This window comes from Streptomyces sp. GL_140 (assembly GCF_057834465.1).
Genome location: NZ_CM174404.1, coordinates 834,244 through 859,978, shown reverse-complemented (window position 1 = coordinate 859,978; position 25,735 = coordinate 834,244). Strand labels below are relative to the sequence as shown.

The window sequence follows — 25,735 nt, the reverse complement described above, 5'->3', positions numbered from 1 at the left end:
ATTTAGGTTAGGCTGACCTTAGTACCTTGGAAGGGTGTTGAGTCTTCAATGATGGAACCGAGCGCTCGTCTCGTGCAGATCTCTCCCACGCGCCTGGCCGACGTGCGCCGGCGTGCCGGCGGCTATTCCGACCGGACCATCGCCGAGGCCTGTGCCATCGGACTGTCGTACTGGGCGACGGGTGAAAGCCCCGACGGCATCGCCCTGACCTCCGGGACGCTCTTCGCGGACGTCCTCGGATGGGTCGACAACGGCGGCGCCGCGCCCAGCGGTTGGGGAGTCGGCGAGGCCGTCGCGGACGGCATCCGCATCGCCGTCCCCGAAGGCGTCCTGTTGTCCGACGCGCAGCTCGCGCTCGACGACCTGGCGGACTTCCCGGACCGGCCGCTCGGTACCATCAGCCCTTCGAGCCCGTCGGAGCGGCTCGGCATCCTCGCCGAGTGGAACGACACCGGGGCCGACCGGGTCCGGCCGACCATCGTGGAGATGTTCCGCGAGCAGGCCCGCCTGCGGCCGGACGCGGTCGCCGTCATCGACGAGAACCGCACCCTGACCTACCGTCAAACAGCCGAACTCTCGGCCCAGTTGTCCCACCACCTGATCGGGCGCGGCCTCGGTCGCGAGCAGGTCGTCGGCATTTCCCTGGCCCGCTCCGCCGAGATGGTGATCGGCCTGCTCGCCGTGCTGCAGGCCGGCGGCGCGTTCGTGCCGCTGGACCCGCAGTGGCCCTCCGCGCGCCGCGCCGTCGTCATCGACGACGCGCGGGTGGTGCTCCAGCTGGCCGGCTCCGGCGAGCACGACCCCGCCGAGCCGGACGCCGTCCTCGTAGACCTCGACGACTGGCAGTACGCCGACCGTCCCGTCGAGGGCACCGGAATCACCGCGCCAGGCAACTCCCTTGCCTACGTGATCTTCACGTCCGGGTCGACCGGCCGCCCCAAGGGTGCGATGATCCGCCACGAAGCGATCAGCGAGCGCCTGCTGTGGCAGGTCGACGAGATCCTGGGCTTCGGCCACGACGACGCCTCGCTCTTCAAGGCACCGCTGTCCTTCGACATATCCATCAACGAGATCTTCCTCCCGCTGGTGTGCGGCGGCCGGCTGGTGGTCCTGCGGCCCGGCGGCGAACGCGACCCGCACCACCTGCTGAGCGTCATCGCCGAGCACCGCGTCACCTTCACCTACCTCGTCTCCTCCATGCTGGACGTCCTGCTGGAGATCGCCGGCGACTCCGACCGGCTCGACAGCATGCGGCACGTGTGGTGCGGCGGCGAAGTGCTCACCCCCGAGCTGTACGAGCGCTACCGCACCCGGCTCGACATCCCCATGTACCACGGCTACGGCCCGGCCGAGACGACCATCGGCGTCTCCCACGTCATCTACCGGGGCGAAGCGGAACGCCTGTCCACCTCGATCGGCAAGGCCAACCCCAACACCCAGCTGTACGTCCTCGACGACGAGCTGCGCCCCGTACCGGTCGGCGTCGGCGGCGAGCTCTACGTCGGCGGCTTCCTCCTCGGACGCGGCTACGTCGGCGCACCCGGGCTGACCGCGTCCCGCTTCGTGGCGAACCCCTTCGCCGAGGACGGCTCCCGGCTGTATCGCACGGGTGACCTCGCACGGTTCGCCCCGGACGGCTCCCTGGACTTCCTCGGCCGGGCCGACAACCAGATCAAGATCCGCGGCATGCGGCTCGAACTCGAGGACGTCGAGATCGGTCTCGCCGAACACCCCGGGGTGCGCCACACCTGCGTCGTGGCGAAGAAGAACAGCGCGGGCGGCACCTACCTCGTGGGCTACGTGATCCCGGCCGCCGGATCCGAGGACCTGCGGGCGGACCAGGTCAAGGCGTGGGCCGCCGAGCACATGGTCGAGTACATGGTGCCCGCCCACATCGTCGTGATGACCGAGTTCCCGCTCACCCCGAACGGCAAGCTCGACCGGCGCGCACTGCCCGAACCCGAGATCGTCACCGGCTCGTTCCTGCGCCCCTCCACCGACAACGAGCGCGCTGTCTGCACGGCCGTCGCGTCCGTGCTGCGACTGGAGGAAGTCGGCGTCGACCAGGACTTCTTCCAGCTCGGCGGCGACAGCATCCTCGCGATCTCGCTGCTGAGCACCCTGCGCGAAGCCGGCCTCTACGTCACCGCGGGACAGATCTTCGCCAACAGCGTCCTCGGCGCACTCGCCGCGGTGGCCGGCCGCGAGGACGTGGCCCGGGTGGACCACGGCGACGTCGCGACCGGATCCGTCACCGGATCGCCCATCATCCAGTGGCTCGGCCGGACCACCGACGCGATCGACGGGTTCGTCCAGGCGGTCGTACTCAACACCCCTGCGGACCTGACCGCCGAAACCCTCGACTCCCTCCTCACCTCCGTGGTCGCCCGGCACGACATGCTGCGCGCCCGGCTCGTACGCGGCGAGCGCTGGAGCTTCGACATTCCGGAGTCCGACGGGAGCGCCGCCGGCTGGCAGGAGAGCGACGCACCGCTCGACGCGTGCGTGGCCCTCGCCACCGACGGGCTGGACCCGGACCACGGCGTGATGCTGCGGGCCGTCTGGCGCCGCGCCGAACGCCAATTGGTCGTGGTCGTCCACCACGTGGTGGTCGACGGCGTGTCCTGGCGGGTCCTGATGGAGGACCTGGCCACGGCATGGCGCCAGATCTCGGCCGGCCGGACGATCGAACTGCCCGCGGTGGGCACGTCGTTCCGGCGCTGGACGCAGCTCCTGGAAACCACGGAGTTCGACGCGGACCGGGCCTACTACGAACGTCCCCTGCCCGGGCCCGACGCGCCGCTGGGCCGACGGGCACCCTCCGAGGCCGATACCGTCGAGCACGAGCGGGAGCGGACCGTCACGGTCGGCTCCGAGGTCACGGCCGCGCTGCTGGGCGAGGTCCCGGCGAAGTTCCACGCGGGCGTCAACGACGTCCTGCTGACCGCACTCGCCGTCACCCTCGCCCGGTGGCGCCGCGACCGCGGCCAGGACCAGACCTTCGCGCACATCGAACTCGAAGGCCACGGACGCGAAGGACGCCACGTCTCGGGTGCCGCCGGCGTCGAGCCGGACCTGTCCCGGACCGTCGGCTGGTTCACGACCCTGTTCCCGGTGACCGTGGACCCCGGCACGGCCGGGGACTTCACCACCCCCGAGTACCTCGCCGCCGCCCTCAAGGCGGTCAAGGAGGACCTCGCCCGCGTCCCGAGCAACGGCGTCTCCTACGGCGCCCTGCGCCACCTGGCCGACGCCGCCCTGACGGCCTCGGCCCCCCAGGTGCTCTTCAACTACCTCGGCCGCTTCGACGCGGGCGCGTCCGGGGACTGGCAGCTCTGCGGAACCACCGGACAGCTGGGCGAGAAGCGCGACCCGAGGATGCGCCTGCCGCGCGCCCTGGAGTTCAACGCGATCGCCGAACCCGCCGCCAACGGCGAGTACGAGCTCGTCACCACCGTCTCCTGGCCCGACGGGATGTTCACCGACGCGGACATCGAGACGATCGGCGGGTACTTCCGGGCGGCCCTCACCGGGCTGGCCGCGCTCGAGCACGGCGGCCACACGCCCAGCGACTTCCCGCTCGTGGCACTGACCCAGGCCGACGTCGACGCCCTGGACGGACCCGCGCTGCGCGCCGTCCTTCCCCTGACCCCGCTCCAGGAAGGCCTCTACTTCCACTCGGTCTTCGACGACGACTCCGCGGGCAGCTACGTCGAACAGCAGCTGCTGACGCTGGAGGGCGAACTCGACGCGGACCGGCTCGCCGCCGCGGCCACCCGGCTCCTCGTCCTGTACCCGAACCTGGCCGCGCGGTTCACGGCCCTCGCCGACGGCCGCGTCGTCTCCGTACTGGAGAGCGGCGCCGAGGCGCCCTTCACCACGCTGGAGCGGCCCGGCATCACCGACGAGGAACTGCACGCGTACGCCGAGCGGGACCGCCGCGCCGGATTCGACCTGGCCACCGGCCCGCTGATGCGGTTCACCCTGGTCCGCGACCCGGAATCCGGCCGCGACGTGCTGGTGCAGACCATCCACCACATCATCGCCGACGGCTGGTCGGTGCCGCCGATGCTCCGCGCGCTGCTCGCCGAGTACCACGCACCGGGGAGCACCTACCCGCTCAGCGGCTTCCCGGACTACGTGGCCTGGCTCGCCGCACGCGACGCCGACGAGAGCGACCGGGTGTGGGGCGCCGAGCTCGCCGAGCTCCCCGGCCCCTCCCTGGTGGCCAGGGAACACACCCCGTCCGACCGGTTCGCCGACACCTCCGTGGAGCCCGCGGACGACATCGACACCGCCGCCCGGACGGCCGGCGTGCCGCTGAGCGTGGCCGTCCACAGCGCCTGGGCCGTGACCCTCGGCGGCATCCTGCACTCCGACGACGTGGTCTTCGGATCCACCGTCTCCGGCCGCGACGCGGACGTCCCCGGCATCGGGGACATGGTCGGCCTCTTCATCAACACCGTCCCGCTGCGCGCGCGGTGGACGGCCGGCACCACGGCCCGCGAACTGATCGCCGCGGTGCGCGAACACCAGGGCGCGGTCCTGCCGCACCAGCACGTCTCGCTGGCCCGCATCGGCCGCCAGGCCGGCGTCGGCGCCCTCTTCGACACCCTCGTCGTCTTCGACGTGGCGACCGACGTGGCCGCCCTGCGCCGGACCGGCGACACCCTCTGCGTCACCGGCCTCGTCAACGAGGGAGCCCCGCACTACCCGCTGACCCTGGTCGTGGAGCGGGCCCTCGACGGACGCCCGCGCTTCAACCTGATCTACGACGGCGAGCTGCTGCGCGAGAGCAGCGCCCGGGACATCCTGGGCCGGTTCGCGCACACCCTCACCGGCCTGCTCACCCGGCCGGACGCCCCGGTCGGCGACCTGCTGCCGGAGGGAAGCCGGAGCCCCGCACGGATCACCCCGACCACCCTCGGTGAACTGTTCGACGCCGCGGCCGACCGGGACCCGGCGGCCACCGCCGTCACCCAGTGCGCGCTCGACGGCACCACCCGGTCGCTGACCTACGGCGAACTCGCCCGCGCGAAGGACGAGCTGGCCGCCACCCTGCGCGCGGCCGGGGTCCGGCCGGGCCGGCGCGTGGCCGTGGCCGTCCCGCGCACCATCGAGCAGGTCGTCGCCCTGGTCGCGATCCTCAGCGCGGGCGGCGCGTACGTACCGCTCGACACGGCCTACCCGGACGGCCGTCTGGAGTACGTCCTCGCGGACGCCGCGCCGCAGGTCGTCCTCGTCGACGCCGGGCAGCGGGAACGCTTCACGGAGCTGCTGGACCGGGCGGGCGTCACCGCCCGCGTCCTCGTACAGGGCGACGAGCTGCCGCAGGACGCGGCGCGGGACGCCACGGGGGATGCGGTGCGGGACGCGAAGGACACGGCCGACTGGAACGACCCGGCCTACGTGATCTACACCTCCGGATCCACCGGCAGGCCCAAGGGCGTCGTCGTCCCGCACTCCAGCGTGGTGGCGCTGCTCGCCAACACCCGGCCGGACATGGACTTCGGTCCGGACGACGTCTGGGTGCAGTTCCACTCCTACTCCTTCGACTTCGCGGTCTGGGAGCTGTGGGGCGCCCTCGCGCACGGCGGCGAGCTGCTCGTCCCCGACTACGGGCTGACCCGTTCCCCCGTCGACTTCCACCGCCTGGTCCGTGAGCGCGGAGTGACCGTGCTCAACCAGACGCCCTCGGCCTTCTACCAGTTCGTCGAGGCCGACCGGCACGCCGGCGAACCCCTCACAGCCCTGCGCCGCGTCATCTTCGGTGGCGAGGCCCTGGACCTCGGACGGCTGCGCGGCTGGGTCGAGCGGCACGGCGCCGCCTCGCCCGAGCTCGTCAACATGTACGGGATCACCGAGACCACGGTCCACGTGACCCACCGGGTGCTGACCGCCGAGGACTTCGCCTTCGGCGACGACGTGAGCCCCATCGGCGGCCCCATCCCGGGCCTGTCCACCTACCTGCTCGACGAGCGGCTCCGGCCCGTCCCGCCGGGCGTGGTGGGCGCCATCTACGTGGCCGGCGACCAGGTGTCCCTCGGCTACCTGGGCCGGGCCGGCCTCACCGCCGGCCGGTTCGTGGCGAACCCGTTCGCCAACGACGGCTCCCGGATGTACCACACGGGCGACCTCGCGATGCGCACCCTCGACGGCGAGCTGGAGTTCACCGGCCGCGCCGACGACCAGGTCCAGCTCAAGGGCTTCCGCATCGAACTCGGCGAGGTCGAGTCGGCGCTGCGGGACCTCGACGGAGTGGTCGACGTCGCCGTCACCGTCGCCGACAGCGGCGACCACCTGGTCGCGCACGTCGTGGGCCGGGTGCCCGCAGACCTCTCCGCCCTCCTCGCCGAGAAGCTGCCCGTGCACATGGTGCCGGGCCGGGTCCTGCCGGTGGAGTCCCTGCCGCTGACCGTCAACGGCAAGCTGGACCGCAAGGCCCTGATCGAGCGGGCCGCTCAGGACGACGCCCCGGTGGCCGCCACCGGTTCCGTGACCGACTCCGTCGTGGCCTCGCTCGTCGGTATCTTCGCCGACACGCTGTCCCACCCGGACGCCCACGCCGACACCGACTTCTTCGGCGCCGGCGGCGACAGCATCGTCGCCATCACCGTGGTCAACCGGGCCAGGGCCCTCGGCCTGCCGATCGCACCCCGCGACGTGTTCCTGCTGAAGACCCCGCGGGCACTCGCCGAGCTCCTCGGCCGACGCGCCCCGCAGGACCGTGGATCCGCCTCGGCGCCCGCCCCCGCACGCCGCGAGGACGGCCCGGTGGCGCCCACGCCGATCATCCTGCGCCAGCGCGAACTGGGCGGCTCCCTCGCCCGCTTCGCCCAGGCCAGGACCGTGGAGGTGGCGAGCGGCACCCCGCTCGCCGACATCGAGCGCGCCGCGAACGCCGTACTGGCCGCCCACCCGGCCCTGCGGATGCGCCTGCACACCGAGCACGGCGTGTGGACCCTGCGCACCGAACCCGCCCGCCGGGCCACCGTCCTGAGCGCGGACACGGCCGACGCCACGGCCGCCGCCGACGAGGCCGCCGGACGGCTCGACCCCGGGACCGGGGACGTCACCGCCTTCACCTGGCTCGCGGCCACCGGCACCCTGGTGGTCACCGTGCACCACATCGCGGTCGACTCCGTCTCCTGGCTGATCCTGCTGGACGACCTGGCCGCCGCCCTGCGCGGCGAGAACCTCGCACCGGCGACCACGTCCTACGCCGAGTACGCCGAGGCACTGACCCTGCGGTCCGCCGCCGGCGCCGAGGACCTCGGGCACTGGATCACCACCCTCCAGGCACCCGCGCTGCTCCCCGTGGCCGGAGCGCTGCGCGAGACAACCGTGGTGCTCGATCCCGAGACCAGCGACCTGGTGACGCGCACCGCCCCCGCCGCGCTCGGCGTCGCACTCACCGAGCTGCTGTGCGGCGCCCTGCGCACCGCCCTGACGCGGATCCAGCCGTCGCCCACCGATCTCGCGATCGAACTGGAGCGGCACGGCCGGGTGGAGGTGCTGGAGCACCACGACTACACCCGTACGGTCGGCTGGTTCACCGCCATCGCGCCCGTCCGGCTCACCGCGCACACCGACCCGGTCGCGGCGGCCCGCGAGCTCGCCGAGCGGCAGCCCGACGAGTCCGGGCACATCGCCTACGGCAGCCTCCGCTACCTCAACCCGCAGACGGCCCCGCTGCTGACCGCCCGACCGCAGGTGCTGTTCAACTACCTCGGCCGCGGCAGCGAGTCCCGGGCGCTGCACATCACCGGCGGCGACCAGGGCAGCCCGTACGCCGTCGAGGTCAACGCCTGGACCGACGCGGACACCGGCAGCCTGCACGCGACCTTCACCCTCGCCGAGGAGGTCCCCGACGAGATCACCGGGCACTGGCTGCAGGCCCTCGAGTCCCTCGCGGAAGCCTCCGCGACGGCCGAGCGCACGGCGCCGGTCACCGCGCTCCAGCGGGGCCTGTACTTCCAGGCCCAGCTGGCGGGCTCGGCCGGACACTACGTCGCGCAGAGCTACTTCGCCCTCGACCACCGCCTGGACACCGACGCGCTGGCCGAGGCCATGGCCTGCGTCATGGCCCGGCACCCGGTCGTCGGCGCCGGCTTCACCACCGACGACGACGGGAACCCGGTCCAGGTCCTCAAGGCGGGCCGGCGGGTCGGCGTCCACACGGTCGAGCTGTCGACCGACGAGGAAGTCGAAGCCCTGCGCGTCCGGGACCGCAACAACGGATTCGACCCGGCCGAGGCGCCGCTGATCCGGCTGACCGTGATCCGGCTGCCCGACGGCCGCGACGGCCTGCTCCTCAGCTACCACCTGCTGCTGTGGGACGGCTGGTCCCGCGCGATCGTCCTGCGGGACCTGTTCGAGGCCTACCGGGCCGTGCTCGCCGGAGAGAAGCCGGACGCGACCCCGGCCGTACCGGGCTTCGAGGACCACGCCCGCACGCTCGCCGCCAAGGACCAGGAGCTCTCCGAGCGGTTCTGGGCCGAGCACCTGGCCGGGCTCTCCGGCCCGACGCTGCTCGCGGGCCCGGCGCCGTCCCTCTCGGACGACCTGCCGCCCGCGCTCCTGCACACCCTCACTGCCGAACAGTCGGACCTGCTCCGGGAGACGGCCAAGGCACACGGGGTCACCCTCAACTCGGTTCTCACGGGCGCCTTCGGCCTGCTCCTCGGCGCGCACACCGGCCGCAGCGACGCGGTGTTCGGCGTGACCGTCTCAGGCCGCGAGGGCGAGGGCCTGTCCGACATCGTCGGCGTGCTGCTCAACACCGTGCCCATGTGGACGCGGGCCCGGCCCGCCGACACGGTCGGGGAGTACCTGTCGGCCGTACAGGCCGCCCGGGTCGACGCGATGGAGCACGAGCACCTGGGGCTCGGCGAGATCCAGCGGGCCAGCGGCCACGACACCCTGTTCGACAACCTGTTCGTGCTCCAGAACTTCCTGGACATGGACGCGCTCGCCGAGATGAACGCCCGCCACGGCATCACCGAGGTGAAGTCGGACGACTCCACCCACTACCCGTTCACCTGGGTCGTCACCCCCGGCGACCGGCTCACGGTCAAGCTGGAGCACCGCCACGGCGACAGCGACACCGCCCGTCGCCTGCTCGAGGACTACGTCGGAGTGCTCCAGGATCTGGCCCGGTCCACCGGACCGGTGGGCGCACTGCCCGGACTCGGGCCGGTGCCCGGGCCCGCGGTCCGCACGGACATCGGCACGGACACGGTGGTCGACCGCTTCGACCGGGCGGCGGACCGTTCGCCCGAGCGGATCGCGCTCGTCGTCAACGGCAGCAGCATGACCTTCGCCGAACTCCGCGACCGCAGCCGTCTGCTGGCGGGCGTGCTCGCCGGCCGGGGAATCGGCCCGGAGAAGACCGTGGGCCTGGCGATCCCGCGCTCGCTGGACTGGATCGTGGCGCTGTTCGCCGTACTGCGCACCGGAGCGGCGTACGTTCCGCTGGAGCTGGACCACCCGGACGAGCGGATCGCCACGATCGTCGAGGACGCCCGCCCCGAGGCGGTCCTCACCGTCAGCGCCGTCTCGCCCAGGCTGACCGGCGACCTGATCGAACTGGACCGGCCCCTTCCCGGGGCCGAGCCGCTCGTGACGTTCGCGCCGGACGACCCGAACCGCCTGCGCCACCCCGCGTACACGATCTACACCTCCGGTTCCACGGGGAAGCCCAAGGGCGTCGTGACCGAGTACGCCGGACTCACCAACATGCTGATCAACCACCAGCGCCGCATCTTCGAACCGGTGCTGGCGGAGCACGGCAACCGGGTCTTCAAGATCGCGCACACCGTGTCCTTCGCCTTCGACATGTCGTGGGAGGAGCTTTTGTGGCTCGCGGACGGTCACGAGGTGCACATCTGCGACGAGGACCTGCGCCGCGACGCACCCGCCCTGGTCGACTACTGCGGTGAGCACGGGATCGACGTGATCAACGTGACCCCGACCTACGCGCAGCAGCTGGTCGCCGAGGGCCTGCTCGACAACCCGGACCGGCGCCCCGCACTGGTGCTGCTGGGCGGCGAGGCGGTCACCCCGACCCTGTGGCAGCGGCTCGCCGAGACCGGGGGGACGGTCGGCTACAACCTGTACGGGCCGACCGAATACACCATCAACACCCTGGGAGTCGGCACCTTCGAGTGCCAGGACCCGGTGGTGGGCGTGGCGATCGACAACACCGAGGTGTTCGTGCTGGACCCGTGGCTGCGGCCGCTGCCGGACGGGGTTCCCGGTGAGCTCTACGTCTCGGGCATCGGCATCGCCCGGGGGTACCTCGGCCAGCAGGCCCAGACGGCGCACCGGTTCGTCGCTTCCCCGTTCGGCGAGCCCGGCGAGCGCATGTACCGCACCGGCGACCTGGTGATCCGCCGGCCGGACGGCAACCTGATGTACCTCGGCCGCACCGACCAGCAGGTCAAGATCCGTGGTCACCGCGTCGAGTTGGGCGAGGTCGAGGCCGCGTTCGCCGCGCACCCGGCGGTACGGTTCACCGCCGCGGTCGCGCAGCCCGACCCGCAGGTCGACGGCGCTTACCGGCTGGCCGCGTACCTCGTGCTGGAGACCGGATCCGACCTGGCGGCGGTCGCCGCCGAGGTGGGCACCGCACTGCCCGACTACATGCGCCCGACGCACTACGCTCAGGTCGGCAGCATCCCGCTCACGGTGAACGGGAAGGCCGATACCAAGGCACTGCCGGAGCCCAAGCCGCTCGGAGCGCTGACCACTTCGGGCGAGCGCGGCCCGGAGACCGGGACCGAGACCGTGGTCTGCGAGTTCTTCGCGGAGGCCCTGGACCTGGACGACGACGAGGTGAGCGCGGTGAGCGACTTCGTGTCCCTCGGAGGACACTCCATGCTGGCCGTACGACTGGCCGGACTCCTGCGCCGTGAATTCGGCCCCGTGATCACCATCCGTGAACTGCTCACCCTGCGAACCCCCGAAGCGATTGCCCGGCACCTCGATGACAATTCCTGACGTCCAGGGATCCCGCACCCAGGGATCCGCCATTCTCCGCACCGCCGTACGCCGCAACGTCGGCGCGATGGTCTGGGGCACCGTCCTCATGGGTCTGTACCAGGCCGGTGAGACCGCCTTCCCCATCGCGCTCGGCCAGATCGTCGACCACACGATGCGCGAGCGGAGCCCGGGGGCACTCGTCCTCTCGATCGCCGCGCTGGCCGTGATCATCACGACGGTGTCGCTGTCGTGGCGGTTCGGGATGCGCATCCTGCAGAAGGCGAACACGACCGAGGCCCACCACTGGAGGGTGCGGGTCGCGTCCTGCGGCCTCCAGCCGGTGGCCCGGGACGTGGACCTCAAGTCCGGCGAGGTGCTCACCATCGCCACCGAGGACGCCGACCAGACCGCCGACATCGTCGAGGTCGTGCCGATGCTGATCAGCTCCTCGGTCGCGGTGCTGGTCGCGGCGGTCGCGCTGAGCCTGGCGGACCTGCGGCTCGGCCTGCTGGTCATGGCGGGAACGGCTCTCATCCTCTCGACGCTCAGCGTGATGTCGAAGCGGATCGGCAGCAGCACCAAGGAGCAGCAGGCCCGGGTGGCGCGGGCGGGTGCGAAGGTCGCGGACCTGATCACCGGCCTGCGCCCGCTGCACGGCTTCGGCGGGAACCACGCGGCCTTCCGCTCCTACCGGAAGGTCAGCACGGAGGCGAGGCAGCAGGCGATCACCGTCGCCAAGGTGAACGGCTCCTACACGGGCACCGCGCTGGCCCTGAATTCGGTCCTCGCGGCCTCGGTGACCCTGACCGCCGGCTGGCTGGCCTTCGACGGGCAGATCAGCATCGGCGAGCTCGTCATGGCCGTGGGCCTGGCGCAGTTCATCATGGAGCCGCTCAGGCTGTTCTCGGACATGCCGAAGTACGTGATGATGGCGCGCGCCTCGGCGGAGCGGATGGCCCTGGTGCTGTCCGCCCCGCCGGTGGCGGCCCCGGGGACGCAGTACCCGGCTCCCGGCGGGGACCTGGAGCTCGACTGCGTCCGGTACGAGTCCCTCCAGGGCCTGAAGTTCCGTGTTCCGGCGGGCGAGTTCACGGCGATCACGGTCTACCAGGCGCGGGCGGCGGCCGAGCTCGCCTCCATCCTGGCGGTGAACGTGCCGCCGACCGCGTACGGCGGCACGGTGCGGCTCGGCGGTCAGGACCTCGCCGAGCTGTCGGTCGAGGCGGTTCGCGCGCACATGCTGGTGAACCCGTACGACGGGGAGATCTTCGCGGGCACCCTGCGGACGAACATCGACCCGTCGGGCACCAGCCGTTCGGTACCCGAGGCCGTCGAGGCGTCCATGCTGACCGATGTTGTCGCCCTGCACCGGCAGGGACTCGACTACGAGGTACGCGACCGCGGTTCGAACCTCTCCGGCGGGCAGCGCCAGCGGCTTTCGCTGGCCCGGGCCCTGGCCGCGGACTGCGACGTGCTCGTCCTGCGGGATCCGACGACGGCCGTGGACGCGGTCACCGAGCAGCTCGTCGCACGCAACATCGCGGAGCTGCGCCGGGGCCGTACCACCGTGGTCATCACCAGCAGCCCGGCCCTGCTCGACGCCGCCGACCGGGTCCTCGTCCTGGACGACGGAGTCGTCACCGCCGAAGGCACGCACCGGCACCTGCTGGCCACCGACCCGGCGTACTGCCTGGCGGTGACGCGGTGACCAGGTGACGCGGTGATCGGGTGAATCCGGGACCGGATGACGAAGGGGCCCTGGTGGCCGGCGGATCGCCGGCCACCAGGGCCCCTTCGTCGTGTGTCAGGCCAGCGCCCAGGCGACGTCCCTGAGCAGGGCTTGGCGCCAGCCCGCCCGGTCGTGGCCCGATGCCGACCTGGAGACCCGTACGGTCGCTCCGGCCTGTTGGGTCAGCATCTCGACCAGTTCGCAGTGGGGGAGCATGCGCGTCTCGTGCTCCCCGAGGTCGAAGGCGATCCGCAGCCCGGACGGGGCGGGGCGCTCCCGCAGGCGTGCTGCGATGGCGCCGCCGACCGGACCGCTCAGCGGGTCCGGCAGGTCCCCGGCCTGCGGGGTCCACCAGAACGAGCCCGACTGGCAGGCGACGCGGGAGACCAGCTCCGGGAAGCGCGTCGCCGCGTACATCGCGCTCAGACCGCCGAGGCTCTGCCCGGCGACGACCAGCCGGTCGAGGTCCGCGGTCACCCCGGACTCCGCCACCAGCGGCAGCAGTTCGTCCCGTACCGCCTCCCACAGCTCCGGCCGGCACCCGAACTCGGCCTGCCGGTCCTTGGCGGGTACGAACACCAGCGTGACCGGGGGCATGTCGCCGGCGGCCACGGCCGCGTCGAAGGCCGCCATGGCGGGGTGCAGGTACAGCCAGTCGTCCCCGTCGAGCAGCAGGACCACCGGTCCGCCGCCACCCACGGGGTGGACCCGCACGGTCCGCCGCCCGCCGAGCCGTTCACTGGCCCAGCGGATGCGGGTACGGGGCAGGGGCAGCACGTCGTCGGCGTCGAGGGCCGGCCAGTGCGGCTGCGGGGGAGCGTCCGGGGTGGCCGCGACGGACCGGTCGCCGCCGGCTCCGACCGGGTTGAACGGGTCGGCGTACGAGGCGCCTTCCGCGAGGAACCGGTAGGTCACCCGGAGCCGTGCGGGCATGCGCACCTCGGCGTACCAGCAGTCCGTGTCGCGCCACCGGACCAGCTGCACCGGATCCGACCAGCTCTCGAACTCGATGACCGCCGCGCCGCCGCGCCACAGGAACAGAGTGACCCAACCCCCGTCGCCCGAAGGGGCGGACGCGGGAGCGGCGGCCGCCCAGAACTCGTCGGTGCCGGGCGCGGCGGGCAGGCCGTACGCGGAGAAGAGGTCGGCGCCGTCTTCGGCCCGGACCTGTTCGCCTGCACGCATCGGTGCCTCCTTGTGAGGGGGAAGGGGAAACGTTAGGGTCTATAATTAGGCGAGCCTAACCTAAGTATGAGGCTCCCTTCATTCCCGATCGACCTTCCCCACGGGCCCGGTGCCCGCTGCCGGGCCGTGCGCCCGTCCGCACCCGCCGGTCCCGATGGGCCCCAGGAGGAACCCGCATATGAGCACCAATCCGTTCGACGACGCCGACGGCCGTTTCCTGGTTCTGGTGAACGACGAGGGGCAGCACTCCCTCTGGCCTTCCTTCGCCGAGGTGCCCGGAGGGTGGACGACCGCCCTCGCGGAGACCACTCGCGACGCGTGCCTGGAGTTCATCGAGTCCAACTGGACCGACCTTCGCCCCCGGTCCCTCGCGGCGGCCGTCGAGGCCTGACGGGTACGGCTCCGGGTCGGCCGGCCCCGGTGGATCGAGTTAGGTTAGGCTAAGCTAAACCTAGAGAGGGTTTTGTGGCGGGCGCGCGCCATCGGGGGAGGGGGCTGGCGCCGCCGCGATCGTCCCGCCGCCGGGCCGGAGTGTGTCGGCCAACCTGCGCCAAAACACCTTCCTCCGCAGCCACTTCGGAAGCCTGCTGCGATCCGAGGGGCGCGACCGGCTGATCGTCCGCGGGGTCCACGCCCACCTCGGTGTCCTCCTGACGGCCGCGGACGCCTTCATGAACGACATCCAGCCCTTCGTAGTCGCCGACGCCGTGGCCACTTCCCCGCCGAGGAGTACGCGACGGCCCGGCGCCGGGCCGTCGCGGCCTCGGCATGCACCGACGGCACCCCCACGAACAGAAAGAGAGCGGAAGAACATGACCGTACGGGTCGCGGTGGCCGGTGCCAGCGGCTACGCGGGCGGGGAACTGCTCCGCCTGCTGGTTTCGCATCCCGGTGTGGAGATCGGTGCGTTGACCGCGCACACCAGCGCGGGCCGTCCGTTGGGATCCGTGCAACCGCAGCTCGCGGAGCTCGCCGGACGCATCCTCCTGGACACCTCCGTCGCCTCCCTGCGCGGCCACGACGTGGTGTTCCTCGCCCTGCCCCACGGTCAATCAGCCGCGGTGGCCCAAGAGTTGGAACCCGGAACGCTGGTGGTGGACTGCGGCGCCGATTTCCGGCTGCGGGACCCGGCGGCCTGGGAGAGGTTCTACGGCTCCGCCCACGCCGGGGCCTGGCCCTACGGCCTGCCGGAACTTCCCGGAATGCGGAGCGAGTTGAAGGGGGCCGCCCGGATTGCCGTCCCCGGCTGCTATCCCACGGCGGTCACCCTGGCGCTGTTCCCCGCCCACGCGGCACGCCTGGTCGAGCCCGAGGCCGTCGTCGTCGCCGCCAGTGGCACCTCCGGAGCCGGCCGCTCGCTGGGGACGCACCTCCTCGGCGCCGAAGTGATGGGCTCCATGACCCCGTACGGAGTCGGCGGCGGCCACCGGCACACCCCGGAGATCGCCCAGAACCTGTCCCATGCGGCCGGTGAGCACGTGACGGTCTCCTTCACGCCGACCCTGGCGCCGATGCCCCGGGGCATCCTGGCCACCTGCTCGGCCCGGCTGCGCCCGGTCGGGGGAAGCTCCGCGATCCCCACGCAGGACGAGGTGCGCGCCGTGTTCGAAGCCGCGTACGTGGACGAGCCGTTCGTGCGGCTGCTGCCGCCCGGTCAGTGGCCCACCACGGCGGCCGTCCTCGGCTCGAACACCGCCCAGGTGCAGATCGCCGTGGATCCGGACGCCCGCAGGCTGATCTGCGTGAGCGCCATCGACAACCTGACGAAGGGCACCGCCGGTGGCGCGGTGCAGAGCATGAACATCGCCCTCGGCCTGCCGGAATGGCTGGGCCTGCCCACGAATGGAGTGGCTCCGTGAGCGTGACCGCAGCCCGGGGATTCCTCGCCGGCGCAGTGAGCGCCGGTATCAAGGGATCCGGTGACCCGGACCTGGCCCTGGTGGTGAACCGGGGACCGTCGCGCGCCGCCGCCGGTGTCTTCACCTCGAACCGTGTGCAGGCCGCGCCCGTACGCCTCTCCCGCCGCGCGCTCGCCGAAGGACGGATCTCCGCCGTCGTCCTCAACTCCGGCGGCGCGAACGCCTGTACGGGACCCGGTGGCGCCGGTGACGCACAGCTGATGGCGGAGTGCACGGCGGTGGCCGTGGACGTCGCCGCCGACGAGGTCGCGGTCTGCTCCACCGGCCTGATCGGCGTCCGGCTGCCGATGGACCGGGTGACGGCCGGCGTCGCCGCCGCGGAACAGCTGTCGCCCGAGGGCGGCGAGGCCGCCGCCGTTGCGATCAAGACGACGGACTCCGTCCACAAGACGGCCGTGGCCACCGGCGCCGACTGGACGGTCGGGGGCATGGCGAAGGGCGCGGGGATGCTCGCCCCGGGCCTCGCCACCATGCTGGTCGTCCTCACCACGGACGCCGACGCGAGCGCCGAAGTGCTCGACTCGGCGCTGCGCGAGGCGGTGCGCACCACCTTCGACCGGGTCGACTCGGACGGCTGCATGTCCACCAACGACACCGTGCTGCTCCTCGCCTCGGGCACCTCGGGCGTCGTGCCGGACCCCACGGAACTCACCGCGGCCGTGCACGCCGTCTGCCAGGACCTGGCGCGCCAGCTGGTGGCGGACGCGGAGGGCGCATCCAAGGAGATCGAAGTGGCCGTCGTGGGCGCGGCCTCGGAGGCGGACGCCGTTGAGGTGGGCCGCTCGGTGGCCCGCAACAACCTCCTCAAGTGCGCGTTGCACGGCGAGGACCCCAACTGGGGCCGGGTGCTCTCCGCGATCGGTACGACGTCGGCCGTCTTCGACGCGGACAGGCTGGACGTGGCGATCAACGGCGTCTGGGTGTGCCGGGACGGGGCGGAGGGGGAGCCGCGGGACGAGGTAGACCTGTCGGACCGCCGGATCTCGATCACCGTCGACCTGTGCTCCGGCGACTCCTCGGCGGTCATCTGGACCAACGACCTGACGGCCGAGTACGTCCACGAGAACAGCGCCTACAGCTCGTGACCGGGACCGAGGCGACACAGACGAAGCTACAGACCCGGCCACAGGCGCAGACGCGTCCGGGAACCCGTCCGGAGACGCCGGCCGACGTACCGGCCCCCCGGGACCTGCCCTGGCTGGAGCAGCTCCAGGGCCGGACGGTCGTCGTCAAATTCGGCGGCAACGCCATGGTGGACCCGTCCGCGCACCGGACGTTCGCCCAGGACGTGGTGGAGCTCTGGCACGCCGGTCTGCGACCCGTCGTCGTGCACGGTGGCGGGCCCCAGATCAGCGCCCTGCTCGACCGGCTCGGCCTGGAGGTGCGCTTCGAGGCCGGACTGCGGGTGACCACGCCCGAGACGATGGACGTGGTGCGCATGGTGCTCACCGGGCGGGTCCAGCGCGAACTGGTCGGGGCCATCAACGCCCACGGACCCTTCGCCGTGGGCCTGTCGGGCGAGGACGCCCACACGATGACCGCCGTCCGCCGCCAGGCCTGGGTGGACGGCCTGCCCGTGGACATCGGGCTGGTCGGCGACATCGTGGCCGTGGAGGCCGCGACCGTAGCCGCACTGCTGGAGCAGGGCCGCATCCCCGTCGTCTCGCCCGTCGCACGCGGTGAGGACGGCCAGGTCTACAACGTCAACGCCGACCTCGCGGCGTCCGCGCTGGCCGTGGCCCTCGGGGCCGACCGGCTGGTGGTGATGACCGACGTGGAGGGGCTGTACGCGGACTGGCCGCACAGCACCGAGGTGATCGGCCGCCTGACGGCCGGTGAGCTGGACGCGCTGCTGCCGGAGCTCGCGAGCGGCATGCTCCCCAAGATGGAGGGCTGCCTGCGCGCCGTACGGACCGGCGTCGCCAAGGCCCAGGTCATCGACGGCCGGGTGCCGCACGCGCTGCTGCGCGCCGTCCTCACCGAGGACGGACCGGGCACCACGGTGGTGCCGGACGGGGAACCCGGGCCCGTGGGGCCGGACGACAAGGAGGACGGCGGGTGACCGCCGAAGGTACGGGACCGCTCGCCGACCGCTGGCGAGCGGTGATGATGGACACCTACGGCACACCCCCGCTGGCACTGGTCAGGGGCGAGGGCAGCACGGTGTGGGACGAGGACGGCCGCGCGTACACGGACTTCACCGGCGGGATCGCCGTCAACGCGCTCGGGCACGCCCATCCGGCCCTGGTAGCGGCCGTCCAGGAGCAGGTCGCCCGGCTCGGCCACGTGTCGAACCTGTTCGTCTCGGAACCGGCCGTCGCGCTGGCGAAACGGCTGCTGGCGGTGCTGGACAGGCCGGGCCGGGTGTTCTTCGCCAACTCGGGCGCGGAGGCGGCCGAGGCCGCGTTCAAGATCGCCCGCCGGACCGGGCGCCCGCACCTGGTCGCGACGGAGGGCGGATTCCACGGGCGCACCCTGGGGGCGCTGGCCCTGACCGGTCAGCCGTCCAAGCGCGAACCCTTCCTGCCCCTGCCGGCCGAGGTCACGCACGTCCCGTACGGCGACACCGCGGCGCTGCGCGCGGCCGTCACGGAGCGCACCGCCGCGGTCTTCCTCGAACCGCTGCAGGGGGAGGCCGGGGTCGTCCCGGCGCCCCCGGGTTACCTGCGGGCCGCCCGTGAGATCACCCGGACGGCGGGCAGCCTGCTCGTACTGGACGAGGTGCAGACCGGGATCGGCCGTACCGGCCACTGGTTCGCACACCAGGCGGAGCCGGGAGCGGACCCGGACGTGATCACCCTGGCCAAGGGGCTGGGCGGCGGTCTGCCGATCGGCGCCGCGGTCGCCTTCGGCCCCGCCGCCGAGCTGTTGACCCCCGGTCAGCACGGATCCACGTTCGGCGGCAACCCGGTGGCGTGCGCGGCCGGACTCGCCGTTCTGGAGACCATCGAGAAGGAGGGCCTGCTCGCCCATGTCTCGCGGGTGGGGGAGCGGCTCAGGCTCGGCGTCGAAGCGCTGGGGCACCCCTTGGTCCGCGAAGTGCGGGGCGCCGGCCTGCTCCTGGGCATCGTCCTCGCCGGGCCGGTCGCCGCGCGGGTCCAGCGGGCGGCGCAGGACGCCGGGTTCCTCGTGAACGCGGCGGGCGCGGGCGTCGTACGGCTGGCCCCGGCCCTGACGCTGCCGCAGGGGCGGGTCGACGCGCTGGTGGCCGCGCTGCCCGGGATCTTCGACGCCTCGTGCGACTGACCGGCGGTCCGGCGGCAGACCGGAAGGCCGTACAGCCAGGGGCGGGTTCCTCAGGGAACCCGCCCCTACGGCGTCTACAGGGCGCGGGACAGGACGCGCGCGCCCCGGCCGGGGTCCAGGGACTGCGCCCAATCGGCCGGCGCCAGGCTCGGGCAGGCCGGGAGGAACCCGTGGCGCAGGAAGAGGCGGCCACTGCCGGTGGTCGCCGTGAACAGCGTCGGCAATGAGCGGCTGCGCGCCCTGGCGAACGCCGCGTGCAGCAGCCGGGCACCCATGCCCGAGCCCTGCCGGTGGGCCGCGACGCAGAAGTTGTACAGCACCCCGGCGGTGGGGTGTTCACGCAGTCCGAGACAGCCTTCGAGTGTTCCGTCGGGCGCTTGCGCGACGAGGAAGTCGCAGGCCCGGGAGAGGTAGACGGCGAGCGGGCGCTCACGCAGCGCCCCCGCGTGGACGAACGGCCGGGAGAGGGCGGCGAGCGCCGGGCCGTCGTTCGGGTGCGCCGGTCGTACCGAGAACTCGGGGACCGCGCGCCACCGGGTGGCGGGGGAGCGGAGCGGCGGGGTGGCGAGCGCGGCGGCAGGGGGCAGCGTGGCCGTGGTCAAGGTGTTCCTTCCTCGGTTCCGCCGGTTGCGGGGGCGGGGGTCTCCGGACGGAGTCCAGGACGCCGTGCGGGCCGCCGGATCGCCGTGAGCCCCCGGGCGGAACGGTCTGAGTAAGGGTACCCTTACCTAGATGTCCGGACCAAGCCGCCGGGCAGGTCCGCTACGGACGTCATCCGCAGGCGCGGCCGGGGTAGGAGTCGCCCTCCGGCGCCCCCGCCTCGCGCATCCGGTGCATGACCTCGCCGAGCACAGATTCGTCCACGTCGAGGGGGATGTTGAACTCGCGGTCGAAGACGAAGGACTCGTCCGCACCCGCGTGCCAAATCACCCAGCGCGGCGGCATGGCGGGCGCCTCCCACAGCGGCGAGAACTGCTCCAGGACGTTCATCCGACTGCTCACAGCTTTCCTTCGTCCGTCGTTTCGTGCCCGTCGACGAATGTCGCCAGGACTTCGATGTCGCCGATCCGGGAGGGATCGACATGCCGCGGGTCGTCACCCAGGACGACCAGGTCGGCGCGCTTTCCCGGGGTGAGGCTGCCCGCGCTCCCGTCCCACCGGCAGGCGTAGGCGCCGGCGACGGTGTAGGCCTGCAGCGCCTCCTCCACGGTGATCGCCTCGTCCGGCCCGATCGGGCGCCCGGAGGCGGAGGCGCGCTCGACCATGAACTGCACCGCCCGCAGCGGAGCTCCGTCCGTGACGGGTCGGTCCGAGCTGCCCACCAGGGTCACCCCGTGGTCCAGGAACCCCCGGCCCCGGTACATCCAGGGGGCCCGCTCCTCGCCCATCACGTCCGCGTAGTCGTCCCCGAAGGAGTGGAGGAAGGTGGGCTGGACGACCGCGCTGACACCCAGTCGGGCGAAGCGGGGTAGCTGGTCGGGGCGGATCAGCCCGGCGTGCTCGATCCGGTGCCGCGCGTCCGGCCGGGGCAGCAGGCGCTGGGCCTCCTCCAGCGCGTCGAGCGCGAGGTCGGCGGCGCGGTCGCCGATGGCGTGGACGGCGAGCTGCCAGCCGGCGAGGTGGCCGTCCATGATGAGCCGGGTGAGGCGTTCGGGGTCGTCCTGGAGCCGGCCGCTGTGGTCCGTGCCCGCGTACGGGGCGGTGAGCGCGGCCGTGCGGGCCATCATGCCGCCGTCGGTGTAGATCTTGAGCGCGCCCAGCGACAGCCAGTCGTCTCCGAACCCGGTGCGCATGCCCAGGTCCAGGGCCCGCGGAATGCCGTCCTCCCGGTGGGCCTCGCGCGGGCGCAGCGTATCGCCGGCCGGCATGAGCTGGACCCGCAGGGGCAGCCGCCCCTGCTCCCGCAGCAGTTGGTAGGCGCCGAGTTCCACCGGGCTGTGGCCGAGCAGGCCGCCTCCGATGCCCGCCTCGGCGACGGCGGTCACGCCTTCGGCGAGGCAGGTCCGGGCCGCGCGCTCGACGGCGTCGGCGATCTCGGCCTGCCCGTACGGCAGCCGGAGCCGCCGTGCGGCGGTCATGGCCCCCTCGGCCAGGAAACCGTCCCGGTGGGGGACATCGGCGGGGAGCAGGGCGAGGACCGCGCTGTTCACGACGCACCCGTGGCCCGAGTCGTGCATCAGGAACACCTTGCGTCCGCGGCTGACCGTGTCCAGTTCGGCGGCGGTCAGATGGCGTCCGAGGGCTCGCTGGTCGTAGCCCATCACGTCGACCCAGGCGTCGGTCCCGCCGTTGCGGGAGACGGCCTGCGCCACGACCGCCAGTACGTCCTCGATCCGCTCGCACGGCGCGACGCTCGGAGTGCTCTGCTTCAGCCCGGTCCAGGCCAGGTGGACATGGCTGTCGATGAACCCGGGCAACACGGTGGCGCCCTGCAGGTCGATGACCTCGCGTGCCGGAAGGGAGGTCACGGCCTCGTCGAGTCCCACGATCCGGCCCCGCCAGATGCCCAGGTCATGGGCGATCGGGTGAGCCGGGTCCATCGTCAGGATGTTCGCGTTGGTCAGCCTCGAACACAGCATGGTCAGTCCGTCCGTTGCAGGGGGTATCGGCCGGTCCCGGTGGCTTCGACGGTCCGGGAGGCGACGGCAACTCCCCTTGGCGGCAAAGCGTGTGTGAACGGGGCGGAACAGGAGCCGGCGGCGCCCGGCTCAACTTAGGTGAGGCTAACCGAATATTCGTTGCAAGGTCAATGTGCGCACCCGCTGGAGCGGAGCCCGTCCCGAGGCGACCGGGAGAACGGGGCAGGCGGTCGGGGACGCGGTCACCAACGCCATGCGCATGGCGCAGCAGCAGATGGGTGTGGTGCGCAGCGCGCGCACCCTGCTGCGGGTCAACCAGCCCGACGGCCTCGACTGCCCGGGTTGTGCCTGGCCCGAGGAGTCGAAGGCTGCGGGACCGGGCCGCGCTCGGCGACCGCCTGACCGTTCTGGGCCCGCAGGGCGCCTTCGGTCTGGTGGGGACGGGGCTGCGCGCCCGGTGGTTCGTGGCCGGCGGCACCGGCGCCGCGCCGCTGCTGTCCATGGCCCGCCGGATGGCCGAATTCGGCGAGAGCCATCCCCTGCGGTTCTACGGCGGGGCCGACACCGCCCGGTGGCTGTGCGGCGCGGACGCAGTGCTGGCCCTGCGGGACGAGCTCCCGCAACTGCGGACGGTGTTCTCCGTGAAGGAACCGGTCGACCAACCGGGCTACCGGCAGGGCCGCATGATCGAGGCGCTCGTCTCGGACCTCGCCGAGCTACGGGCCCGGGGCGGGGCCGACCCGGACCTCTACATCTGTGGATCCCCCGGCCTCATCGACGCCGTGGAGCGCGCCGCGGCGGAACACGGGGTGACCCCCGACCGGATCCTCGGCGAGAAATTCGCCTCGTCAGCCGTATGAGGTCTCGGCCCACCGGGCCGCTCAGCGCTCCTCGCCCGCGATCAGGAGCTCTCCCACCTTCTCGGCGAGGACGGCGCGGGCCGGAGCCGGCATGCCCTGATCGGTCACGAACCAGTCGGCCTGCTCCAGCGCCGCGAAGCCGCTGAGCCCGACCACTCCCCACTTGCTGTGGTCGGCCACGACGGCGATCCGGCGTGCCGAAGCGACCAGTGCCCGGTTGGTCTGGGCCTCCGTGAGGTTGGGCGTGGTCAGTCCGGCCCCTTCCGCGACCCCGTGCGCGCCGAGGACGAGCAGGTCCACGTGGAGGGAACCGATCGCCAGCTCGGCGAGCGGGCCGACCAGCGCGGCCGAGGGGGTGGGGGAGCCGCCGGTGAGCAGCAGGGTGGGGGCCGGGCCCCCGCCGCCCTGGCCGGCGGCGGCCCGCACCAGCTCGGCCACGGGCAGGGAGTTGGTGACGATCGTCAGGCGCGGGATGCCGAGGAGCCGGGCGGCGACCGCGTACGCGGTGGTCCCGCCCGAGACCGCGACCACACTGCCCGGTTCCACCAGGCTCGCGGCCGTTGCCGCGATGGCGGCCTTGGCGGCCGCGCCCTGGTCGGACTTGGCGTCGAATCCGGGCTCGTGCGCGCTGGTGGCGGCGGTGGCGACGGCCCCGCCGTAGACCTTCTCCACGGCGCCGCTCCGGGCGAGTGCGTCGAGGTCCCGACGGATCGTCATGTCCGAGACGCCGAGCCGTCCGACCAGGTCCGCCACGCGTACGGTGCCGTCGCGCCGGATCGCGTCCAGGATCAGCACGCGTCGCTGGTGGGCCAGTTGGGCAGCCTGCTCGGCCACGGGTCGCTCCTGGGGATCGGCGAATCCGGTCAGAAGGTCGCAAGATAGCACAGCAGTGGTGTTGGAGTCTGTGGAAATATCGGCCCGGCTCTGGTGAGTGATGTTTGATGATGTTTATTCTTGGTGGGTGAAGAAGACCCTCGTGAAACTCGCGGACGGCCGCGAACTGATCTACTTCGACCACGACGAGAGCGCCGTGCGCGACGCACCCGATCTGCGCCCGCTGGACCCCGTGGACAGCCGTCCGGAACTGCGGCGGGACGAGGCCACCGGCGACTGGATCACGATCGCCTCCCACCGGCAGGCCCGCACCTACCACCCGCCCGCGGGCGAATGCCCCCTCTGCCCCTCCCGGGACGGCCGGCTCGGCGAGATCCCCGCCGCCGACTACGAGGTGGCCGTCTTCGAGAACCGCTTCCCCTCCCTCGCGGGAGCGGCCGGACGCTGCGAGGTCGTGTGCTTCACCCCGGAGCACGAGGCCGGTTTCGCCGACCTCACCCCGGCCGCCGCCCGTCTGGTCCTGGACGCGTGGACCGACCGCACCGAAGAGCTCTCCGCCCTCCCCGGAGTCGAGCAGGTGTACTGCTTCGAGAACCGGGGCGCCGAGATCGGGGTGACGCTCGCCCACCCGCACGGCCAGATCTACGCCTTCCCCTTCGTCACCCCGCGCACCGCCAAGATGACCGCCGCCGCGGCGGCCCACCGCGCCACCACCGGGCGCAACCTCTTCGAGGACCTGCTGGCGGGCGCCCGCGCCGCCACCGAGCGGGTGGTGACGGCCGGGGAACACTGGACCGCCTTCGTTCCGTACGCCGCCCGCTGGCCGTACGAGGTCCACCTCCACCCGCACCGCCGCGTCCCCGACCTGACCCACCTCACAGAGGCGGAGCGGGCCGAGTTCCCCGGCATCTACCTGGACCTGCTGCGCCGGTTCGACCGGCTGTTCCCCGTACCGGGCCGGCCCGGGGGCGCGGCTCCCACCCCGTACATCTCCGCCTGGCACCAGGCGCCCCGCAGCGGCGGCGGGGAACTGGCCCTGCACCTGGAGCTCTTCACCGTCCGCCGGACCGCCGACAAGCTCAAGTTCCTCGCCGGCACGGAGTCCGGTACCGAGGCCTTCATCAACGACGTGGCGCCCGAGGCGGCCGCGCGACGCCTCCGGGAGGCCCTGTCGTGAACCCGACCACCCAGCGGGACGAAGAGGACATCCGGGCGGACCGGGCCGCGGACACCTTCCGGCAGCTCTTCGGAGCACCTCCGGACGGGGTCTGGGCGGCGCCCGGCCGGGTCAACCTGATCGGCGAACACACCGACTACAACGACGGGTTCGCCCTCCCGATTGCCCTTCCGCAGACCACCCTGCTCGCCGCCCGCGGCCGCACGGACGGACTGCTGCGGCTGCACAGCGCACAGGGCGACGGCCGGATCACCGAGCTGGCGGTGGCCGAGCTGGCCCCCGGCGTGGTCACGGGCTGGGCCGCCTACCCGGCCGGCGTGGTCTGGGCGCTCGCCGAGGCGGGACACCCGGTCGGGGGCGCCGACCTCCACTTCGACAGCACGGTGCCCACCGGCGCCGGGCTCTCCTCCTCCGCCGCCCTGGAATGCGCGGTCGCCGTCGCGTACGACGAGATCTACGCACTGAAGCTGACCGGACCCGAACTGGCCCGCACCGCCCAGCGCGCCGAGAACGGCTTCGTCGGCGTCCCCTGCGGGATCATGGACCAGATGGCCTCCGTCTGCTGCACCGCCGGGGCCGCCCTCCACCTCGACGCCCGCACTCCGGCCGACCACCAGCAGGTTCCCTTCGACCTGCTGGGCCAGGGCCTGCGGCTGCTGGTGATGGACACCGGGGTCAGCCACGACCTCGCGGACGGGGCGTACGCCGCCCTGCGCGCGGGCTGTGAACGCGCCGCGGCGCTGCTCGGCCTGCCCGCGCTGCGCGACCTGTCCACCGCGGAACTCCCCGAAGCCCTGCACCGCCTGCCCGGGGAACTCGCCCCGCTGGTCCGCCACGTGGTGACCGAGAACGCCCGGGTCGTCGAGGCCGTGTCCCGGCTGCGGGAGGGGAACGCCGCCGCGCTCGGGCCGATCCTCGACGAAGGCCACGCCTCGCTGCGCGACGACTACCGGGTCTCCTGCCCGGAGACCGACCTCGCCGCGGCCGTCGCGCAGCGAGCCGGGGCGCTGGGCGCCCGCATGACGGGAGGCGGCTTCGGCGGCTCGGTCATCGCCCTGGTGCGGGCCGGGGACGAGGGTGCGGTGGGCGGGGCCGTCACGGCCGCCTTCGAAGCCGCCGGACACCGCGCCCCGCGGATCCTCTCGGTCACCCCGGCCGCGGGCGCCCGCCGTCTCGCGGGGGTCACCCGGGCCCGGTAGCGGGGCTGCCGGGCCGGGCGGGGC

The 25,735-nt window shown here is 72.8% G+C and carries 15 protein-coding genes and 2 pseudogenes; 12 read left to right on the top strand and 5 right to left on the bottom strand.

Annotation, left to right across the window (positions count from 1 at the left end):
- Positions 1 to 48: 48 nt before the first annotated feature.
- Together AC3IYJ_RS04060 and AC3IYJ_RS04055 are read left to right on the top strand one after the other, a co-directional pair.
- Entirely contained in the window at positions 49 to 11,001 is a 10,953-nt protein-coding gene (locus AC3IYJ_RS04060) for an amino acid adenylation domain-containing protein (RefSeq protein WP_489399965.1), read from the top strand.
- Positions 10,988 to 12,691: an ABC transporter ATP-binding protein gene (locus tag AC3IYJ_RS04055; protein ID WP_489399964.1), complete on the top strand. Its 1,704-nt coding sequence runs from the start codon at positions 10,988 to 10,990 to the stop codon at positions 12,689 to 12,691. The genes AC3IYJ_RS04060 and AC3IYJ_RS04055 overlap by 14 nt, the downstream gene beginning before the upstream one ends.
- A gap of 96 nt (positions 12,692 to 12,787) precedes the next feature.
- On the opposite strand, the gene AC3IYJ_RS04050 is transcribed toward AC3IYJ_RS04055, so the two are convergent.
- The gene (locus AC3IYJ_RS04050) at positions 12,788 to 13,897 is read right to left on the bottom strand and encodes an alpha/beta hydrolase-fold protein (RefSeq protein WP_489399963.1); all 1,110 of its coding nucleotides are present in this window, start codon (positions 13,895 to 13,897) and stop codon (positions 12,788 to 12,790) included.
- A 178-nt stretch (positions 13,898 to 14,075) separates the two neighbouring features.
- On the opposite strand from AC3IYJ_RS04050, the gene AC3IYJ_RS04045 reads away from it, so the two are divergent.
- The 6 genes and pseudogenes from AC3IYJ_RS04045 (at position 14,076) to AC3IYJ_RS04020 (ending at position 19,062) form a co-directional block, all read left to right on the top strand.
- The gene (locus tag AC3IYJ_RS04045) at positions 14,076 to 14,288 is read left to right on the top strand and encodes an MbtH family protein (RefSeq protein WP_489399962.1); all 213 of its coding nucleotides are present in this window, start codon (positions 14,076 to 14,078) and stop codon (positions 14,286 to 14,288) included.
- 142 nt (positions 14,289 to 14,430) lie between these two features.
- A pseudogene (locus AC3IYJ_RS04040) lies at positions 14,431 to 14,568 on the top strand (isochorismatase); the annotation flags it as partial.
- 141 nt (positions 14,569 to 14,709) lie between these two features.
- Complete coding sequence (gene argC / locus AC3IYJ_RS04035) at positions 14,710 to 15,756, top strand: N-acetyl-gamma-glutamyl-phosphate reductase (protein WP_489402681.1); 1,047 nt, start codon at positions 14,710 to 14,712, stop codon at positions 15,754 to 15,756.
- Positions 15,753 to 16,901, top strand: a complete 1,149-nt coding sequence (gene argJ, locus AC3IYJ_RS04030) for a bifunctional glutamate N-acetyltransferase/amino-acid acetyltransferase ArgJ (protein WP_489399961.1) — start codon at positions 15,753 to 15,755, stop codon at positions 16,899 to 16,901. Before argC ends, argJ begins: the two co-directional genes overlap by 4 nt.
- A 104-nt stretch (positions 16,902 to 17,005) precedes the next feature.
- Complete coding sequence (argB, locus tag AC3IYJ_RS04025; RefSeq protein WP_489402680.1) at positions 17,006 to 17,878, top strand: acetylglutamate kinase; 873 nt, start codon at positions 17,006 to 17,008, stop codon at positions 17,876 to 17,878.
- 44 nt (positions 17,879 to 17,922) lie between these two features.
- On the top strand, positions 17,923 to 19,062 hold the full coding sequence (locus tag AC3IYJ_RS04020) for an acetylornithine transaminase (RefSeq protein ID WP_489402679.1): 1,140 nt from the start codon (positions 17,923 to 17,925) through the stop codon (positions 19,060 to 19,062).
- Positions 19,063 to 19,136: 74 nt separating this feature from the next.
- Here the strand turns inward: AC3IYJ_RS04020 and AC3IYJ_RS04015 are convergent, their stop codons facing one another.
- The 3 genes from AC3IYJ_RS04015 to AC3IYJ_RS04005 form a co-directional block, all read right to left on the bottom strand.
- Positions 19,137 to 19,664, bottom strand: coding sequence for a GNAT family N-acetyltransferase (locus tag AC3IYJ_RS04015; protein ID WP_489399960.1), 528 nt, complete (start codon positions 19,662 to 19,664; stop codon positions 19,137 to 19,139).
- Positions 19,665 to 19,833: 169 nt separating this feature from the next.
- Positions 19,834 to 20,064: a hypothetical protein gene (locus AC3IYJ_RS04010; RefSeq protein ID WP_489399959.1), complete on the bottom strand. Its 231-nt coding sequence runs from the start codon at positions 20,062 to 20,064 to the stop codon at positions 19,834 to 19,836.
- Complete coding sequence (locus AC3IYJ_RS04005) at positions 20,061 to 21,641, bottom strand: amidohydrolase (RefSeq protein WP_489399958.1); 1,581 nt, start codon at positions 21,639 to 21,641, stop codon at positions 20,061 to 20,063. Before AC3IYJ_RS04005 ends, AC3IYJ_RS04010 begins: the two co-directional genes overlap by 4 nt.
- 172 nt (positions 21,642 to 21,813) lie before the next feature.
- Between AC3IYJ_RS04005 and AC3IYJ_RS04000 the strand changes: the two are divergent.
- A pseudogene (locus AC3IYJ_RS04000) lies at positions 21,814 to 21,999 on the top strand (hypothetical protein); the annotation flags it as partial.
- Positions 21,920 to 22,501: a ferredoxin reductase domain-containing protein gene (locus AC3IYJ_RS03995; protein WP_489399957.1), complete on the top strand. Its 582-nt coding sequence runs from the start codon at positions 21,920 to 21,922 to the stop codon at positions 22,499 to 22,501. The pseudogene AC3IYJ_RS04000 and the gene AC3IYJ_RS03995, both read left to right, overlap by 80 nt.
- Before the next feature lie 21 nt (positions 22,502 to 22,522).
- Here the strand turns inward: AC3IYJ_RS03995 and AC3IYJ_RS03990 are convergent, their stop codons facing one another.
- Positions 22,523 to 23,335: a DeoR/GlpR family DNA-binding transcription regulator gene (locus AC3IYJ_RS03990; RefSeq protein ID WP_489399956.1), complete on the bottom strand. Its 813-nt coding sequence runs from the start codon at positions 23,333 to 23,335 to the stop codon at positions 22,523 to 22,525.
- Between the two features lie 127 nt (positions 23,336 to 23,462).
- On the opposite strand from AC3IYJ_RS03990, the gene galT reads away from it, so the two are divergent.
- Both galT and galK read left to right on the top strand, forming a co-directional pair.
- A complete protein-coding gene (gene galT, locus AC3IYJ_RS03985; protein ID WP_489399955.1) occupies positions 23,463 to 24,512 on the top strand; it encodes a galactose-1-phosphate uridylyltransferase in 1,050 nt (349 codons plus the stop codon).
- Positions 24,509 to 25,711, top strand: a complete 1,203-nt coding sequence (galK, locus tag AC3IYJ_RS03980) for a galactokinase (protein WP_489399954.1) — start codon at positions 24,509 to 24,511, stop codon at positions 25,709 to 25,711. The genes galT and galK overlap by 4 nt, the downstream gene beginning before the upstream one ends.
- The last annotated feature ends 24 nt before the right edge of the window (positions 25,712 to 25,735 follow it).

Excerpts from the sequence above, each read along its gene's own strand:
- AC3IYJ_RS04060 (WP_489399965.1), top strand. The coding sequence starts at position 49 with ATGATGGAACCGAGCGCTCGTCTCGTGCAGATCTCTCCCACGCGCCTG.
- AC3IYJ_RS04055 (WP_489399964.1), top strand. The coding sequence starts at position 10,988 with ATGACAATTCCTGACGTCCAGGGATCCCGCACCCAGGGATCCGCCATT.
- AC3IYJ_RS04050 (WP_489399963.1), bottom strand. The coding sequence starts at position 13,897 with ATGCGTGCAGGCGAACAGGTCCGGGCCGAAGACGGCGCCGACCTCTTC.
- AC3IYJ_RS04045 (WP_489399962.1), top strand. The coding sequence starts at position 14,076 with ATGAGCACCAATCCGTTCGACGACGCCGACGGCCGTTTCCTGGTTCTG.
- argC (WP_489402681.1), top strand. The coding sequence starts at position 14,710 with ATGACCGTACGGGTCGCGGTGGCCGGTGCCAGCGGCTACGCGGGCGGG.
- AC3IYJ_RS04020 (WP_489402679.1), top strand. The coding sequence starts at position 17,923 with ATGATGGACACCTACGGCACACCCCCGCTGGCACTGGTCAGGGGCGAG.
- AC3IYJ_RS04005 (WP_489399958.1), bottom strand. The coding sequence starts at position 21,641 with ATGCTGTGTTCGAGGCTGACCAACGCGAACATCCTGACGATGGACCCG.